This window comes from Streptomyces sp. NBC_00872 (genome assembly GCF_045161915.1).
Lineage (GTDB): Bacteria > Actinomycetota > Actinomycetes > Streptomycetales > Streptomycetaceae > Streptomyces.
Genome location: NZ_CP108806.1, coordinates 2,329,989 through 2,345,149, shown reverse-complemented (window position 1 = coordinate 2,345,149; position 15,161 = coordinate 2,329,989). Strand labels below are relative to the sequence as shown.

The window sequence follows — 15,161 nt, the reverse complement described above, 5'->3', positions numbered from 1 at the left end:
CCGGGCCCGAGGGCCCGGCCGCCGCCCCGGACCAGCCGTAACTTCAGCCGGACCGGAGATCCGGGATCCGGGTCCGCGATCCCGGGCCCTCGTCCGTCAGTGCGCGGGCCCGGCCAGTGCCTCCACCGCCAGGGTGAACGGCGTACCCGAACCGTCCCGGCGCGGATCGGGATCCGGCAGCTCCACCGGAGCGCCGTTCTTCTGCGCCGCCCGCGCCGGGCTCGCCCCGGCCCAGGCCAGCACGAGCATGTCCTCACCCTTCAGGAACCGGTGGCAGCGCACACCGCCCGTCGCCCTGCCCTTGCGTGGGTACTGGTCGAACGGTGTGAGCTTGGCCGTACGCACCGAGTCGTCCAGTGTGCCGTGCGAGCCCGTGACCGTGAACACCAGGGCGTCCACCGCCGGGTCCACCGCCGTGAAGGAGATCACCGTGGCGTCGTCGGTCAGCTTGACACCCGCCATACCGCCCGCGGGGCGGCCCTGGGGCCGTACCTGCGAGGCCTGGTAGCGCAGCAGTTGGGCGTCCGAGGTGATGAAGACCAGATCCTCCTCGCCCGTGCGCAGCTCAGCTCCGCCGACGATACGGTCGCCCTCCTTGAGGGTGATGACCTCCAACTCGTCCTTGTTGGCGGGGAAGTCGGGCACCACCCGCTTGACCACGCCCTGGAGCGTGCCCAGCGCGAGGCCCGGGGACGACTCGTCGAGTGTGGTCAGACAGACCAGTTCCTCGTCGCCCTCCAGCGCGAGGAACTCCGAGACCGGAGCCCCGCCCGAGAGATTCGGCGCCGAGGCGGTGTCCGGGAGCTGTGGCAGATCGATCACCGAGATCCGCAGCAGCCGTCCGGCCGAGGTGACCGCGCCGACATCGCCGCGCGCCGTCGCGGGCACGGCCGAGATGATCACATCGTGCTTGACGCGCCTGCCGTCGCCGCCCTCCAGCGGCTCGCCGTTGACCGTACGGGCCAGCAGACCGGTCGAGGAGAGCAGCACCCGGCACGGGTCGTCCGCCACCTCCAGCGGCACCGCGGCCACCGAGGAACCGGCCGACTCCAGCAGCACCGTGCGCCGGGGGGTGCCGAACTTCTTCGCCACCGCGGCCAGTTCGGCCGAGACGAGCTTGCGCAGCTCGGTGTCCGAATCCAGGATTCCGGTCAGCTCGTCGATCTCGCCGTTGAGCCGGTCGCGCTCGCTCTCCAGCTCGATCCGGTCGAAGCGGGTGAGCCGGCGCAGCGGGGTGTCCAGGATGTACTGCGTCTGGACGTCGCTCAGCGAGAAGTGCTCGATCAGCCGCTGCTTGGCCTCCGCAGAATTGTCGCTGGACCGGATCAGCCGGATGACCTCGTCGATGTCGATGAGCGCGACGAGCAGGCCCTCGACGAGATGCAGCCGGTCGCGCCGCTTGGTCCGCCGGAACTCGCTCCTGCGGCGCACGACGTTGAACCGGTGGTCCAGATAGACCTCCAGCAGCTCCTTCAGCCCCAGTGTCAGCGGCTGGCCGTCCACCAGCGCCACATTGTTGATACCGAAGGACTCCTCCATCGGCGTCAGCTTGTAGAGCTGCTCCAGCACCGCCTCGGGCACGAAGCCGTTCTTGATCTCGATGACCAGGCGCAGTCCGTGCGAGCGGTCCGTGAGGTCCTTGACATCCGCGATGCCCTGCAGCCTCTTCGCGGAGACCAGGTCCTTGATCTTCGCGATCACCTTCTCGGGACCGACCGTGAAGGGCAGTTCCGTGATGACCAGACCCTTGCGGCGCGGGGTGACGTCCTCCACCGTGGCGGTGGCCCGGATCTTGAAGGTGCCGCGCCCGTTCTCGTACGCGTCCTTGATCCCCGTCAGTCCGACGATCCGGCCGCCGGTGGGCAGATCGGGACCCGGGACGAAACGCATCAGCGTCTCCAGGTCCGCGGCCGGGTGCTTGATCAGATGGCGTGCCGCCGCCACGACCTCCCCCAGATTGTGCGGCGGCATGTTCGTCGCCATACCGACCGCGATGCCGGAGGCGCCGTTGACCAGGAGGTTGGGGTAGGCGGCGGGAAGCGTGACCGGTTCTCGCTCCTGGCCGTCGTAATTCGGCTCGAAATCGACGGTGTCCTCGTCGATCGACTCCGTCATCAGTGACGTGGCGTCAGCCATCCGGCACTCGGTGTAGCGCATCGCGGCCGGCGGGTCGTCATTGCCGAGCGAGCCGAAGTTGCCATGTCCGTCGACCAGCGGCAGCCGCATCGAGAACGGCTGTGCCATCCGGACCAGCGCGTCGTAGATCGACGCGTCGCCGTGCGGGTGGAGCTTGCCCATCACCTCGCCGACGACACGAGCGCACTTCACATACCCGCGGTCGGGGCGCAGGCCCATCTCGTTCATCTGGTAGACGATGCGGCGGTGCACCGGCTTCATGCCGTCCCGGGCGTCCGGCAGGGCCCGGGAGTAGATCACCGAGTACGCGTACTCGAGGAAGGAGCCCTGCATTTCATCGACCACGTCGATGTCGAGGATCTTCTCCTCGAAGTCCTCCGGCGGCGGGGTCTTCGTGCTGCGGCGGGCCATCGCTGCTGCGGCTCCTTCACAGGTCCTGTACGGCAACTTCTCTAGCTGACGCCGACCATTGTGGACCGAGCCAGTGACAACGCCGACCTCGACCCGTCGTTGGGGATGCGGCGAGGGGCCGTCCACAGGTCCCCGGGAGCCCGCCCGGAGATCGCTGAGAGCCCCCGGGAGACCGCTGAGAGGCCCCGGCGGGACCTCGGCGAGACCTCGGAGAGGTGTCCGCCGAGATGTCCGGCGGGACGTCCGCCGGGACGTCCGGCGCGGGTGTGACACCCGGGAACTTCGCCAGGTGTCGGCACGCTTGCATACAGTGGCAGGACTTCTCCATATCGCGATCGAAGGGACGTACATGCCCATGGGTCACACGGCCACAGCGCAGGCCGGTTCCGGCGGCCTGACAGCGACTGAGCACCGCCTGGCCAACGGCCTGCGCGTGGTGCTCTCCGAGGACCACCTGACCCCGGTCGCCGCGGTCTGCCTCTGGTACGACGTCGGCTCACGCCATGAAGTCAAGGGCCGTACGGGACTCGCCCACCTCTTCGAGCACCTGATGTTCCAGGGGTCGGCCCAGGTGAAGGGGAACGGCCACTTCGAGCTGGTGCAGGGCGCCGGCGGCTCGCTGAACGGCACCACCAGCTTCGAGCGGACGAATTATTTCGAGACCATGCCCACCCACCAGTTGGAGCTGGCGCTCTGGCTGGAAGCCGACCGGATGGGCTCGCTGCTCGCCGCGCTCGACGAGGAGTCCATGGAGAACCAGCGGGACGTCGTCAAGAACGAACGCCGCCAGCGCTACGACAACGTGCCGTACGGCACGGCCTTCGAGCGCCTGACCGCGCTCGCCTACCCCGAGGGCCATCCGTACCACCACACCCCGATCGGCTCGATGGCCGACCTGGACGCGGCGACGCTGGAGGACGCCCGCGCGTTCTTCCGTACGAACTACGCGCCGAACAACGCGGTGCTCTCGGTCGTCGGTGACATCGACCCCGAGCAGACGCTCGCCTGGGTCGAGAAGTACTTCGGCTCCATCCCGTCCCACGACGGCAAGCAGCCGCCGCGCGACGGCACGCTGCCCGACACCATCGGCGGGGAGTTGCGCGAGGAGATCCACGAGGAGGTCCCGGCGCGCGCGCTGATGGCCGCCTACCGGCTGCCGCAGGACGGCACACGCGAGTGCGACGCCGCCGATCTGGCGCTCACCGTCCTCGGCGGCGGCGAGTCCTCCCGGCTGCACAACCGGCTGGTGCGCCGGGACCGGACCGCGGTCGCCGCGGGCTTCGGACTGCTGCGTCTGGCGGGCGCCCCCTCCCTCGGCTGGCTGGATGTGAAGACGTCCGGCGGGGTCGAGGTCCCGCGGATCGAGGCCGCCGTCGACGAGGAGCTGGCCAGGCTCGCCGCCGAGGGACCGACCGCCGAGGAGATGGAGCGGGCCCAGGCCCAGCTCGAGCGCGAGTGGCTGGACCGGCTGGGCACGGTCGCGGGCCGCGCCGACGAGCTGTGCAGGTTCGCGGTGCTCTTCGGCGACCCGCAGCTCGCGCTGACGGCCGTCACGCGCGTGCTGGACATCACCGCCGAGGAGGTGCGCGCCGTCGCCGCGGCACGGCTGCGCCCCGACAACAGGGCGGTGCTGGTGTACGAACCGCTCGCCTCCGAGGACGCCGCCGACGCGGCGCGCACGGCCGGCGACGAGACCGACGAGCACGAGGGGACGGACCAGTGAGCGACGCTGCCGTGACCATGGACTTCCATCCGCAGCCGACCGCCGGCGAGGCCAGGCCCTGGGCCTTCCCCGCCCCCGGGCGCGGTGCGCTCGACAACGGCCTGACGGTGCTGCGCTGCGACCGCCCGGGACAGCAGGTGGTGGCCGTCGAGATCAATCTCGACGCCCCGCTGGAGGCCGAGCCCGAGGGGCTCGACGGTGTCGCCACGATCATGGCGCGCGCCTTCTCCGAGGGCACCGACAAGCACAGCGCCGAGGAGTTCGCCGCCGAGCTGGAGCGCTGCGGCGCCACCCTCGACGCGCACGCGGACCACCCGGGTGTACGGATCTCCCTGGAGGTCCCCGTCTCCCGGCTGCCCAAGGCACTCGGCCTGCTCGCCGAGGCGCTGCGCGCCCCCGCCTTCGCGGACAGCGAGGTCGAGCGGCTCGTACGGAACCGGCTCGACGAGATCCCGCACGAGACCGCCAACCCGGGCCGCCGCGCCGCCAAGCAGCTCTCCAAGGAGCTGTTCCCCGCCGCCTCACGGATGTCCCGGCCGCGCCAGGGCACCGAGGAGACGGTGGAGCGCATCGACGCCGCGGCCGTCCGGGCCTTCTACGAGGCGTATGTGCGTCCCGCCACGGCCACCGCCGTGGTCGTCGGCGATCTCACCGGCGTCGATCTGGACGAGGTGCTCGCGGAGACCCTCGGCACCTGGACCGGTGACACCGCCGAGCCGCGCCCCGTACCGCCCGTGACCGCCGACGACACCGGCCGCGTGGTGATCGTGGACCGGCCCGGGGCCGTCCAGACGCAGCTGCTGATCGGCCGGATCGGTCCCGACCGGCACGACCGCGTCTGGCCCGCCCAGGTGCTCGGCACCTACTGTCTGGGCGGCACGCTCACCTCCCGGCTCGACCGGGTGCTGCGCGAGGAGAAGGGCTACACCTACGGGGTGCGGGCCTTCGGGCAGGTGCTGCGCTCGTCCGCCCCCTCGGAGCCGGGCGGGCCGACGGGTGCCGCGATGCTCGCCATCAGCGGTTCCGTGGACACCGCGTCCACGGGTCCGGCGCTGGACGACCTCTGGAAGGTGCTGCGCACCCTCGCGGCCGACGGTCTCACCGACGCCGAGCGTGATGTGGCCGTCCAGAATCTGGTGGGCGTGGCGCCGCTGAAGTACGAGACGGCCGCCTCGGTCGCCGCCACGCTGGCGGACCAGGTCGAGCAGCACCTCCCGGACGACTTCCAGGCACAGCTCTATGCCCGGTTGGCCGAGACCGGCACGGTCGAGGCGACGGCCGCGGCCGTCAACGCCTTCCCGGTGGACCGGCTCGTCACCGTGCTCGTCGGGGACGCCGAGCAGATCAAGGAGCCGGTCACGGCTCTCGGTATCGGAGAAGTGACGGTCGTCTCCGGCTGACCGATCGGCTGACCAGTCGGCTGACCGAACGGTCACCGGTGACCGATTCCGATCGCTGGAGCTCTGCTCGGTAAGCCCGATAAGCCCGGTAACGATAAATCCGTCGGTGAGATAAACCCCGGTGACACCCGTCACCGGGGTTTCCTCATATGTCCGCTTTAGTGGGGAGGTTGCCTGTCTGCCCTGTGGTGTGCGCTACAAAACACCCTGTCCATTTGGTGATTGAAAGATGAGCCGCTTAGCGTCGGTCCGGCTGTTCGCCAGCACCCCGCCGCGACCGCGGCATCGGACAGCCATCGCCGAGTCCCCGTCAGGCGCGAGCCTGGGGAGCCGGGGACCCACACGCAGTCCCCGGGGTGAATCGGACGCCTTGGCGCACACCCGCGCCGAGGTGTCCGTAGGAGACCTTCCTGCTCCCACCCTCTGTCCCGGTAGGCGAGAAGGAGGGAAAGGACCAACCGCTACATGGCGTTCACCCGTGCCACCGGCAAGCATCGTGCCCGGAGCCGTCGGACCCGCAGGGGCATGGGCGCCGCCGGCGCCGCGACGCTCACCGCGACAGGTGTCATCAGCGCCCTGGCCGCCCCGGCGCACGCCGCCGAGCCGGACACCCGGGCCTCCGGACGGACCGGGCTGGCCCAGGCCCTGGTCATCGGTGACTCCCTCGCCGACGCGATCGACGCCCAGGCCGAGGCCCAGCACCAGGCCGCCGTACGGGCCAGGGCGAAGGCCGAGGCCCGGCGGGCGGCCGAGGCCCGTGCCAAGGAGATCCGCGCGGAGAGGCAGCGCGCCGCCCGCGCCGCCGAGCGCAGGCGCCTCAACGCCTTCCGGCTCCCCGTCACCGGCTCGTACGTCACCACCGGCTACCGGACCGGCGGCTCGCTCTGGTCCTCCGGCAGCCACTCGGGCGTCGACTTTTGCGCGGCGTCCGGGACCCCGGTGGTGGCCGTCGGCGCGGGCACCGTCGTCGAGGCCGGCTGGGGCGGCTCGTACGGCAACAACGTCGTGCTCCGGATGACCGACGGCACCTACACCCAGTACGGCCATCTCTCCTCGATCGCCGTCTCCGCCGGTGGGACCGTCGTCCCGGGACAGCGGATCGGTCTCTCCGGCGCGAGCGGCAACGCGACCGGACCGCATCTCCACTTCGAGGCCAGGACGGACCCTGAGTACGGCTCCGACATGGACCCCGTCGCCTATCTGCGCGCACACGGTGTGAACGTCTGACCGAAGCCGGCCGCTGGCCAAAAGATATCTATTGATTCCGGGCACCCATCGGAAATCCGCGTTGATTGCAATAGAGTCACGGAACAGGCGTCGATCGGCAGCGTTTCGCGCGGATTAAGTCGGAGGTTCGGACATGCGCATTCCCGCGCACTCGGTATGCACGGCGATCCGCGACGACATTGTCTCCGGTGTATTCGAACGGGGCAGCCGGCTCACCGAGGAGCAGCTCGCGCGGCGCTACGGCGTCTCCCGGGTCCCGGTGCGCGAGGCCCTGCGCACGCTGGAGTCCGAGGGCTTCGTGACCACCCGCCGCCATGTCGGCGCGTGTGTGGCCGAGCCCACGGACCAGGAGGCGGCGGACCTCCTGGAGGTACGGCAGCTGCTGGAGCCGCTGGGCGCGGCCCGCGCCGCCCAGCGCCGTACGGAGGCCCATCTCAAGGTGCTCCGTGGCCTGGTCAGACTGGGGCAGGAGAGGGCCAGGCGGGGCCAGGGCGAGGATCTGCGCTCGCTCGGCGCCTGGTTCCACGAGACGCTCGCACAGGCGTCGGGGAGTCCGGCGCTCACCGCCCCGCTCACCCAGCTCCGGCACAAGATCGCCTGGATGTATGTGGTCGACCAGCCCGCGCATCCCGTGGAGTCCTGGGCGGAGCACGGCGCGATCGTGGACGCGGTGGCGCGCGGCGACGCGGAGCGCGCGCGGTCCCTGACCGCCCTGCACGCGGAGCGCACGGCGGCGGTGCACCGGCTGCGCCGGGCCGAGCGCGGCCGGGAAAAGGTGAGGGCTTCGCAACATGTTGTAAACACCGCGAGTGCTCGCACTTAACATTCTCGCCGTATACAAAGAATTGGAATAGCGCGGCTTATTCTTCGCTGCCCGCACGAAAAGACGGAGCCGCGGTGCGCCGAATTCGGCGCACCGCGGCTCCGCCGTGCGAAATGACGGCCGACCGCCCGACGGCTGTCGGGCCGTCCGGCGACCGCCGGATAGCCGGGCCGTGCGGACGGTTCAGACCGTCTCGGGCAGCTCGTCCAGTCCCTCGGCGACCAGCTTCGCCAGCCGGTCCAGAGCGGCGTCCGCGCCGTCCGCGTCGGAAGCCAGCACGATCTCCTCGCCGCCCCGCGCGCCCAGACCGAGCACCGCGAGCATCGACGCGGCGTTGACGGGGTCGCCATCGGCCTTCGCGATCGTCACGGGGACGCCGGCGGCCGTGGCGGCACGGACGAAGATGGACGCGGGTCGGGCGTGCAGCCCCTCGGCCCAGCCGACATTGACGCGGCGCTCAGCCATGGTGTTGCCCTTCAAGTCTCAAAAGTCTGAAAAACGATGTCCGGCCCAGAGTCTCATGTGATGTGGAGTGTCCCCGTTCCGGCCCCGTCCCGCCCCCGCTCCCGCCGTAGGCTTTGGCCATGGAGACCCCGCCGGACCAGAAGCCGCCGGACCATGCGTACCCCGACCACGCGTACCCCGACCACGCGTACCCGGATCACTGGGAAGCGGACGTGGTCCTGCGCGACGGGGGCACCGCCCGGATCAGGCCCATCACCACGGACGACGCCGAGCGGCTGGTCAGTTTCTACGAGCAGGTCTCCGACGAGTCGAAGTACTACCGGTTCTTCGCGCCCTACCCGCGGCTGTCCGCGAAGGACGTGCACCGGTTCACCCACCACGACCAGGTGGACCGGGTGGGGCTCGCGGTGACGGTGGGCGGGGAGTTCATCGCGACCGTACGGTACGACCGCATCGACGACCGGGGGCGGCCCGCGTCCGCGCCCGCCGACGAGGCGGAGGTCGCGTTCCTCGTCCAGGACGCGCACCAGGGGCGCGGGATCGCCTCCGCCCTGCTGGAGCACATCGCGGCGGTCGCCCGCGAGCGGGGCATCCGGCGCTTCGCCGCGGAGGTGCTGCCCGCCAACGCCAAGATGATCAAGGTCTTCCGGGACGCCGGGTACACACAGAAGCGCAGCTTCGAGGACGGTTCCGTACGGCTCACACTCGATCTCGAACCGACCGCGGAGTCGCTGGCGGTGCAGCGCGGCCGTGAACAGCGGGCCGAGGCGCGCTCGGTGCAGCGGCTGCTCGCGCCGGGGTCGGTCGCCGTCGTCGGCACGGGGCGCGCGCCCGGCGGGGTCGGCCGTACGGTCCTGCGGAATCTGCTCGGCGCGGGCTTCACCGGCCGTACGTACGCGGTGAACCACGCCTTCGAGGAGGACAGGACCGAGATCGACGGGGTCGCCGCCGTGCGGTCCGTCGGGCGGATCGGCGAGCCCGTCGATCTCGCGGTGCTCGCCGTACCGGCGGAACGGGTGCCGGAGGCGGTCGCGGACTGCGGCGAACACGGCGTACGGGGGCTGGTGGTGCTCTCCGCCGGCTACGCGGAGAGCGGTCCCGGGGGCAGGGAGCGGCAGCGCGCGCTGGTGCGGCAGGCCCGTTCGTACGGAATGCGGATCATCGGCCCGAACGCGTTCGGGATCATCAACACCGCCGACGCGGTACGGCTCAACGCGTCGCTCGCGCCGGAGCCGCCCGAGCGGGGGCGCATCGGTCTCTTCACCCAGTCCGGCGCGATCGGGATCGCGCTGCTCTCCGGGCTCTACCGGCGCGGCGCGGGCCTGTCGTCCTTCGTCTCGGCGGGCAACCGCGCGGACGTCTCGGGCAACGACATCCTCCAGTACTGGTACGAGGACCCGGACACCGATGTCGCCCTGCTCTATCTCGAATCGATCGGCAACCCGCGGAAGTTCACGAGGCTCGCCCGGCGTACGGCGGCGGTGAAGCCGGTCGTGGTGGTCAAGGGCGCGCGCCACAGCGGCAGCGCGCCACCGGGACACGCGGTCCCGGTCACCCGTATCCCAGACGCGACGGTCTCCGCGCTGATGCGGCAGGCCGGAGTGATCCGTGTCGACACGGTCACCGAACTGGTCGACGCGGGACTGCTGTTGGCGTACCAGCCGCTGCCGGCGGGTCCGCGTGTCGCGATCCTCGGCAATTCCGAGTCGCTCGGTCTGCTCACCTACGACGCCTGCCTCACCGAGGGCCTGCGCCCGCTCCGTCCCCGTGACCTCACGACGGCGGCGACCCCGGCGGACTTCCGTGTCGCGCTCGCGGACGCCCTCACCGACGACGCGTGCGACGCGGTCGTGGTGACCGCGATCCCCCATGTCGGCGAGACGGGCACGCTCGACCCCACCGACGGCGGCGCCCTGGGCACGGCCCTCAGGGAGGCGGCCTCCCGCACCCCGTCGAAGCCGGTCGCGGTGGTCCATGTGGAGATCGTCGGCCTCCCGGAAGCCCTCTCGCCTCCGGCGGGCGCGCCCGCCGCTCAGACCGCACCCGACACGGGACCGGCCACCGGGCCGCCGACGACAGCCGTATCCGGCGACGGCGCCGGTCACACCAGTGGCGCCGGTCACGCCGCGGGCCCCGGAGGTGCCACACCGGCCGTTCCCCCGCGCCCCGGAGGCGGTGTTCCGCAGGACAGCCGCAGTCACGACAGCCACGATCACGACAGCCGCAGTCACGACAGCCGCAGTCACGACGGTCGCAGTCACGACAGCCGCAGTCATGACGGTCGCACTCACGGCGCCGTCTCGCGCATTCCCGCCTATCCCGCCGCCGAGCGGGCCGTGCGGGCGCTCGCCGAGGCCGTGCGGTACGCGCGGTGGCGGCGGGAGGCCGGGCGGCCAGGGAAAGTGCCCGAGACCATCGACGACGCCATCGACCAGGGCGGGGCCGCCGCGCTGATCGAGCGGCTGCTCGGCGAGGACGCCGACCCGCGCGGGACGCGTCTCGCCCCGGCCGACGCGCACGAGCTGCTCGCCCTGTACGGCGTCCCCGTACGGCCCACCCTGCCCGCGCCCGACCCGGACTCCGCCGCACTCGCCGCCGCCGGGCTCGGCTACCCCGTCGCGCTCAAGACGACCGCGCCCCACCTCCGCCACCGCGCCGACCTCGGCGGCGTACGGCTCGACCTCGCCGACGAGGCACAACTGCGTCTCGCCTATCGCGAGCTGACCGAGGCGCTCGGCGGTCCCGACGAGCTGAGACCCGTGGTCCAGGCCATGGTCCCGCGCGGGGTGGACACCGTCGTACGCGCCGCCATCGACGCCGCCGCGGGCGCCGTACTCTCCTTCGGACTGGCCGGCGCGCCCTCCGAACTGCTCGGCGATCTCGCCCACCGGCTCGTACCCGCCACCGACCGCGACGCGGCCGATCTGATCCGCTCCATCAGGACGGCCCCCCTCCTGTTCGGCTGGCGCGGGTCCGCCCCGGTCGACACCCCCGCCCTGGAGGAACTGCTCCTGCGGGTGTCCCGGCTGGTGGACGACCATCCCGAGATCGTCTCCGTCACCCTGGAACCGGTCGTCGTCGCCACCCGCGGACTCTCCGTCCTCGACGCGGGCGTCCGCCTCGCGCCGCCTCCCGCCCGCGACGATCTCGGCCCGCGCAGGCTCCCCAGCTACTGAGAGGTCACCGAGGCGCAGACCGGGAAGTCACCGGGAAGTCACCGGGACGGACCGGGTCTCCTGGGCGTCTCCGGCAGCCATCCCGCCCCCGTAGGATGGGGGCCATGGCGAAGACCGGTACGACGACCCAGGGGCTGCGCACGGCGATCGAGCGCAGCGGCTACTACCCGGCTCTCGTGGCCGAAGCGGTGGAGGCCGCTGTCGGCGGTGAGCAGATCGCGTCGTACGTGGTGCACCAGGAGACCACCTTCGACGCCAACGAGGTGCGCCGGCATGTCACCGTCCTCGTCCTGACCGCCCACCGTTTCATCGTCAGCCACACCGACGAGCAGACCGCCGACACCAGCTCCCCGACCCCGTACGCCACCACCTCCACCGAGTCGGTCAAGCTCGACCGGATCTCGTCCGTCGTGGTCAGCCGGGTCGTCTCCAACCCGGAGTCGTACACCCCGGGCAGTCTGCCGCGCGAGGTCGTCCTCACCATCGGCTGGGGCGCCGTCTCCCGGATCGATCTGGAGCCCGCCGCCTGCGGCGACCCCAACTGCGAGGCGGACCACGGCTACACCGGCAGCTCCACCGCCGACGATCTGAGTCTGCGGGTCAGCGAGGCGGGTGACGGTCCCGACACCGTTCGCCAGACGCTCGTCTTCGCCCAGGCGCTCTCCGAAGCCACCGCCGCCACGACGGCCGCCACGGCCACCGGCCGCTGATGGCCGCCGAGGCCCTCTGGCAGGAGCAGGACCCCGTCCCGCTCGCTCTCGGTTCCGCGCCGCTGCCCGAGTACGGCACGGGCTCGCTCGCCGATCTGCTGCCCACCCTCGCGGCCGGTCAGGGCGTACCGCATCTGACCGCCGCCATTCCCGAACTGACCCCGGCCGACCGGAACTGCGTCTTTCTGATCGACGGCCTCGGCTGGGAGCAGCTCAGGGCCCATCCGGACGAGGCTCCGTATCTGACCTCGCTGCTCGGCACCTCCCGCGGTTCCACCGGCCGTCCGCTGACCACCTGCTTCCCCGCCACCACCGCGACCTCTCTCGTCTCCGTGGGTACGGGGCTGCCGCCCGCCGTGCACGGACTGCCCGGCTACACCGTCCGCGACCCCGCGACCGGCGCGCTGATGAACCAGCTCCGCTGGAAGCCCTGGACCGCGCCGGAGGTCTGGCAGCCGTATCCCACGGTCTTCCGGCTCGCCGACGCCGCGGGCGTGCATACGGCCCAGGTGTCCTCCCCGACCTTCGAGAACACCCCGCTCACCGAGGTCGCGCTGAGCGGCGGCACCTTCCACGGCCGTCTCTCCGGCGAGGACCGGATGGATCTCGCCGCCGAGCAACTCGCCGCGGGGGACCGGTCGCTGGTCTACACGTACTACAGCGAGGTCGACGGCAACGGCCATCGCTTCGGCGTCGACTCGGACGCCTGGCGCGGCCAGCTCATGTATGTCGACCGGCTCGTCCAGCGGCTCGCCGAGCGGCTGCCGCCCCGTACCGCGCTCTATGTGACCGCCGACCACGGCATGATCGACATCCCCTTCGACGAGGAGTCGCGCATCGACTTCGACGAGGACTGGGAGCTGCGCGCCGGGGTGGCCCTGCTCGGCGGCGAGGGCCGGGCCCGTCATGTCTACGCCGTGCCGGGCGCCGAGTCCGATGTCCTCGCCGTCTGGCGCGAGGTGCTCGGCGACCGGTTCTGGGTGGCGAGCCGGGAGGAGTCGATCGCCGAGGGCTGGTTCGGACCGCCCGGTACGGTGGACGAGCGGGTGTACGGACGGATCGGCGATGTCGTCGCCGCGGCCCACGACGATGTGGTGATCACGGCCTCCGTCCAGGAGCCGCACGAGTCGGCGATGGTCGGGATGCATGGCTCGATGACCCCCGTCGAGCAGCTCGTCCCCCTCCTCGAAGTACGCTCCTAGCGCCGCGGGCCACGGGGCCACCAAGGCCCCTGGCCGCTGGGCCACCAGGGCCCGCGGGCCACCAAGGCCCGTCCGACCGCGACCCGAGTCGCACTGCCGAGAACCGAAAGGCCGTCACCCCCTCATGCCAGAGCTGGTGTTCTTCTCCGGAACGATGGACTGCGGAAAGAGCACCCTCGCTCTTCAGATCGAGCACAACCGCTCCGCGCGCGGACTCCAGGGGATGATCTTCACCCGTGACGACCGGGCCGGCGAGGGCAAGCTCTCCTCCCGCCTCGGGCTGGTCACCGACGCCGTCGAGGCCGCCGAGGGCTTCGACTTCTACGCGTATCTCGTGAACCGGCTCTCCCAGGGCGGCCGTTGCGACTACGTCATCGCCGACGAGGCGCAGTTCCTCGCCCCCGAGCAGGTCGATCAGCTCGCCCGTGTCGTGGACGATCTGGAGCTGGACGTCTTCACCTTCGGCATCACCACCGATTTCCGCTCCAAGCTCTTCCCCGGCTCGCAGCGGCTGGTCGAACTGGCCGACCGGGTCGAGGTCCTCCAGGTCGAGGCGCTCTGCTGGTGCGGCGCGCGGGCCACGCACAACGCGCGGACGATCGGCGGCGCGATGGTGGTCGAGGGCGCCCAGGTGGTGGTGGGCGATGTGCATCAGTCGGGCGACGAGATCGGTTACGAGGTGCTGTGCCGCCGCCATCACCGTCGGCGGATGACCGCGGCCACCGCGCGGGCGGCCACGCTCTCGCCCGATGTGCTCCCCGTCGAGGTCGGTGACGCGCCCCTGTCCGGGCGACCGCGATCGCTGTCCGACGGCCGAACGGCGGTCCGCTGAGCGGCAGATGGCCGCGGGCCGTCGGCCTCGTCGGCCCGTAGTTTCCACCCCGGGCCCCGCGCCCGTGCCCCCGCGCCCCGATTGCCGCCGCAGAGCTCAGTGAGCCACCGGTGCCCCGTGCCCCGCCGACTGGACGAGAGTGAAGATCGCGCCCTCCGGATCCGCCACCGTCGCGAGCCGGCCGTGCGTGCCCTCGTGCGGCGGCTTGACCACCCGGCCGCCCAGCTCCGTCACCAGCCGTACGGCCGCGTCGGTGTCGTCCGCCTCGAAGTACGTCATCCAGTGCGAGCCCAGATCGCGGGGGAGCGCGCGGCCCACCCCGTGCAGTGAGGCGACGGGCAGGCCCTCCAGACGCAGCGTCAGAAAGTCGAAGTCGGCGGAGACGACCGACTCCGCGTCATAGCCGAAGACCGCCTCGTAGAACTTGCCGACCGCCGATGTCTCGCGTGTGATCAGTTCGTTCCAGACGGGCGTGCCGTGCGGCCCCGCCACCGCCGTCCCGATGTGCGCCGCCGCCTGCCAGATCCCGAAGACCGAGCCCGCCGGGTCCGCGGCGATGGCCATCCGTCCCGCCTCCGCCGCGTCCAGCGGTCCGACTCCGACCGTGCCACCGCAACTTCTGATCATGTCGGCCGTCCGGTCCGCGTCATCCGTCGCCAGATATGTCATCCACGCGATGGGCAACTGGCGGTCGCGCGGAATCTGGCCGATGCCCGCGATCGCCTTGCCGTTCAGCATTCCCCGCACATACGGCCCGAGCTGCTGGGGTCCCGGCTGGAACTCCCAGCCGAACAGCGACCGGTAGAACTCCTCCGTCGTGGCAAGGCCGTGCACCATCAGACTCACCCAGCAGGGCGTGCCGGGTGTGCGCCGGATCGCTGCCTCGGTCATCGTCACTCTCTCCTCGGACCGTCGTGGCCGTACGGGTGCCGGTCGCGGGCCGCCGGATGGGAACAGCCGTACGCCCGAGCAGATGCTTGCACCCGGCACCACGTGCCGCTCCCCGGCCGCGCCGTCCTTGGCGGGATCTCGATCGGGTGTTTACCGGCCGTTTCT

Annotated in this window: 11 protein-coding genes and 1 riboswitch; of the genes, 8 read left to right on the top strand and 3 right to left on the bottom strand. The window is 71.5% G+C overall.

The window, feature by feature from the left end; genetic code table 11:
* Positions 1-96: 96 nt before the first annotated feature.
* A complete protein-coding gene (locus OG214_RS09990) occupies positions 97-2,547 on the bottom strand; it encodes a DNA topoisomerase (ATP-hydrolyzing) subunit A (RefSeq protein ID WP_405984545.1) in 2,451 nt (816 codons plus the stop codon).
* A gap of 349 nt (positions 2,548-2,896) precedes the next feature.
* Between OG214_RS09990 and OG214_RS09985 the strand changes: the two genes are divergently transcribed.
* The 4 genes from OG214_RS09985 (at position 2,897) to OG214_RS09970 (ending at position 7,720) form a co-directional block, all read left to right on the top strand.
* Positions 2,897-4,270, top strand: a complete 1,374-nt coding sequence (locus OG214_RS09985; protein WP_363084087.1) for a pitrilysin family protein — start codon at positions 2,897-2,899, stop codon at positions 4,268-4,270.
* A 17-nt stretch (positions 4,271-4,287) separates the two neighbouring features.
* Positions 4,288-5,670, top strand: coding sequence for a M16 family metallopeptidase (locus tag OG214_RS09980; RefSeq protein WP_405987464.1), 1,383 nt, complete (start codon positions 4,288-4,290; stop codon positions 5,668-5,670).
* 287 nt (positions 5,671-5,957) lie between these two features.
* Positions 5,958-6,123, top strand: a riboswitch (cyclic di-AMP (ydaO/yuaA leader).
* A gap of 12 nt (positions 6,124-6,135) precedes the next feature.
* Complete coding sequence (locus OG214_RS09975; protein WP_405984544.1) at positions 6,136-6,897, top strand: M23 family metallopeptidase; 762 nt, start codon at positions 6,136-6,138, stop codon at positions 6,895-6,897.
* 133 nt (positions 6,898-7,030) lie between these two features.
* Positions 7,031-7,720 carry a GntR family transcriptional regulator gene (locus OG214_RS09970; RefSeq protein WP_363084086.1) on the top strand — a complete coding sequence of 230 codons (690 nt, stop codon included), beginning with the start codon at positions 7,031-7,033 and terminating at the stop codon, positions 7,718-7,720.
* 183 nt (positions 7,721-7,903) lie between these two features.
* Here the strand turns inward: OG214_RS09970 and OG214_RS09965 are convergent, their stop codons facing one another.
* Complete coding sequence (locus tag OG214_RS09965; RefSeq protein WP_363082304.1) at positions 7,904-8,185, bottom strand: HPr family phosphocarrier protein; 282 nt, start codon at positions 8,183-8,185, stop codon at positions 7,904-7,906.
* 119 nt (positions 8,186-8,304) lie between these two features.
* Between OG214_RS09965 and OG214_RS09960 the strand changes: the two genes are divergently transcribed.
* The 4 genes from OG214_RS09960 (at position 8,305) to OG214_RS09945 (ending at position 14,105) form a co-directional block, all read left to right on the top strand.
* A complete protein-coding gene (locus OG214_RS09960; RefSeq protein WP_405984543.1) occupies positions 8,305-11,361 on the top strand; it encodes a GNAT family N-acetyltransferase in 3,057 nt (1,018 codons plus the stop codon).
* 104 nt (positions 11,362-11,465) lie between these two features.
* Positions 11,466-12,071, top strand: a complete 606-nt coding sequence (locus tag OG214_RS09955) for a DUF5998 family protein (RefSeq protein ID WP_363082302.1) — start codon at positions 11,466-11,468, stop codon at positions 12,069-12,071.
* Positions 12,071-13,273 carry an alkaline phosphatase family protein gene (locus OG214_RS09950; RefSeq protein WP_405984542.1) on the top strand — a complete coding sequence of 401 codons (1,203 nt, stop codon included), beginning with the start codon at positions 12,071-12,073 and terminating at the stop codon, positions 13,271-13,273. The genes OG214_RS09955 and OG214_RS09950 overlap by 1 nt, the downstream gene beginning before the upstream one ends.
* Before the next feature lie 124 nt (positions 13,274-13,397).
* Entirely contained in the window at positions 13,398-14,105 is a 708-nt protein-coding gene (locus OG214_RS09945) for a thymidine kinase (protein WP_405984541.1), read from the top strand.
* Between the two features lie 96 nt (positions 14,106-14,201).
* Here the strand turns inward: OG214_RS09945 and OG214_RS09940 are convergent, their stop codons facing one another.
* Entirely contained in the window at positions 14,202-14,996 is a 795-nt protein-coding gene (locus OG214_RS09940) for a VOC family protein (RefSeq protein WP_363082299.1), read from the bottom strand.
* Positions 14,997-15,161: the final 165 nt, after the last annotated feature.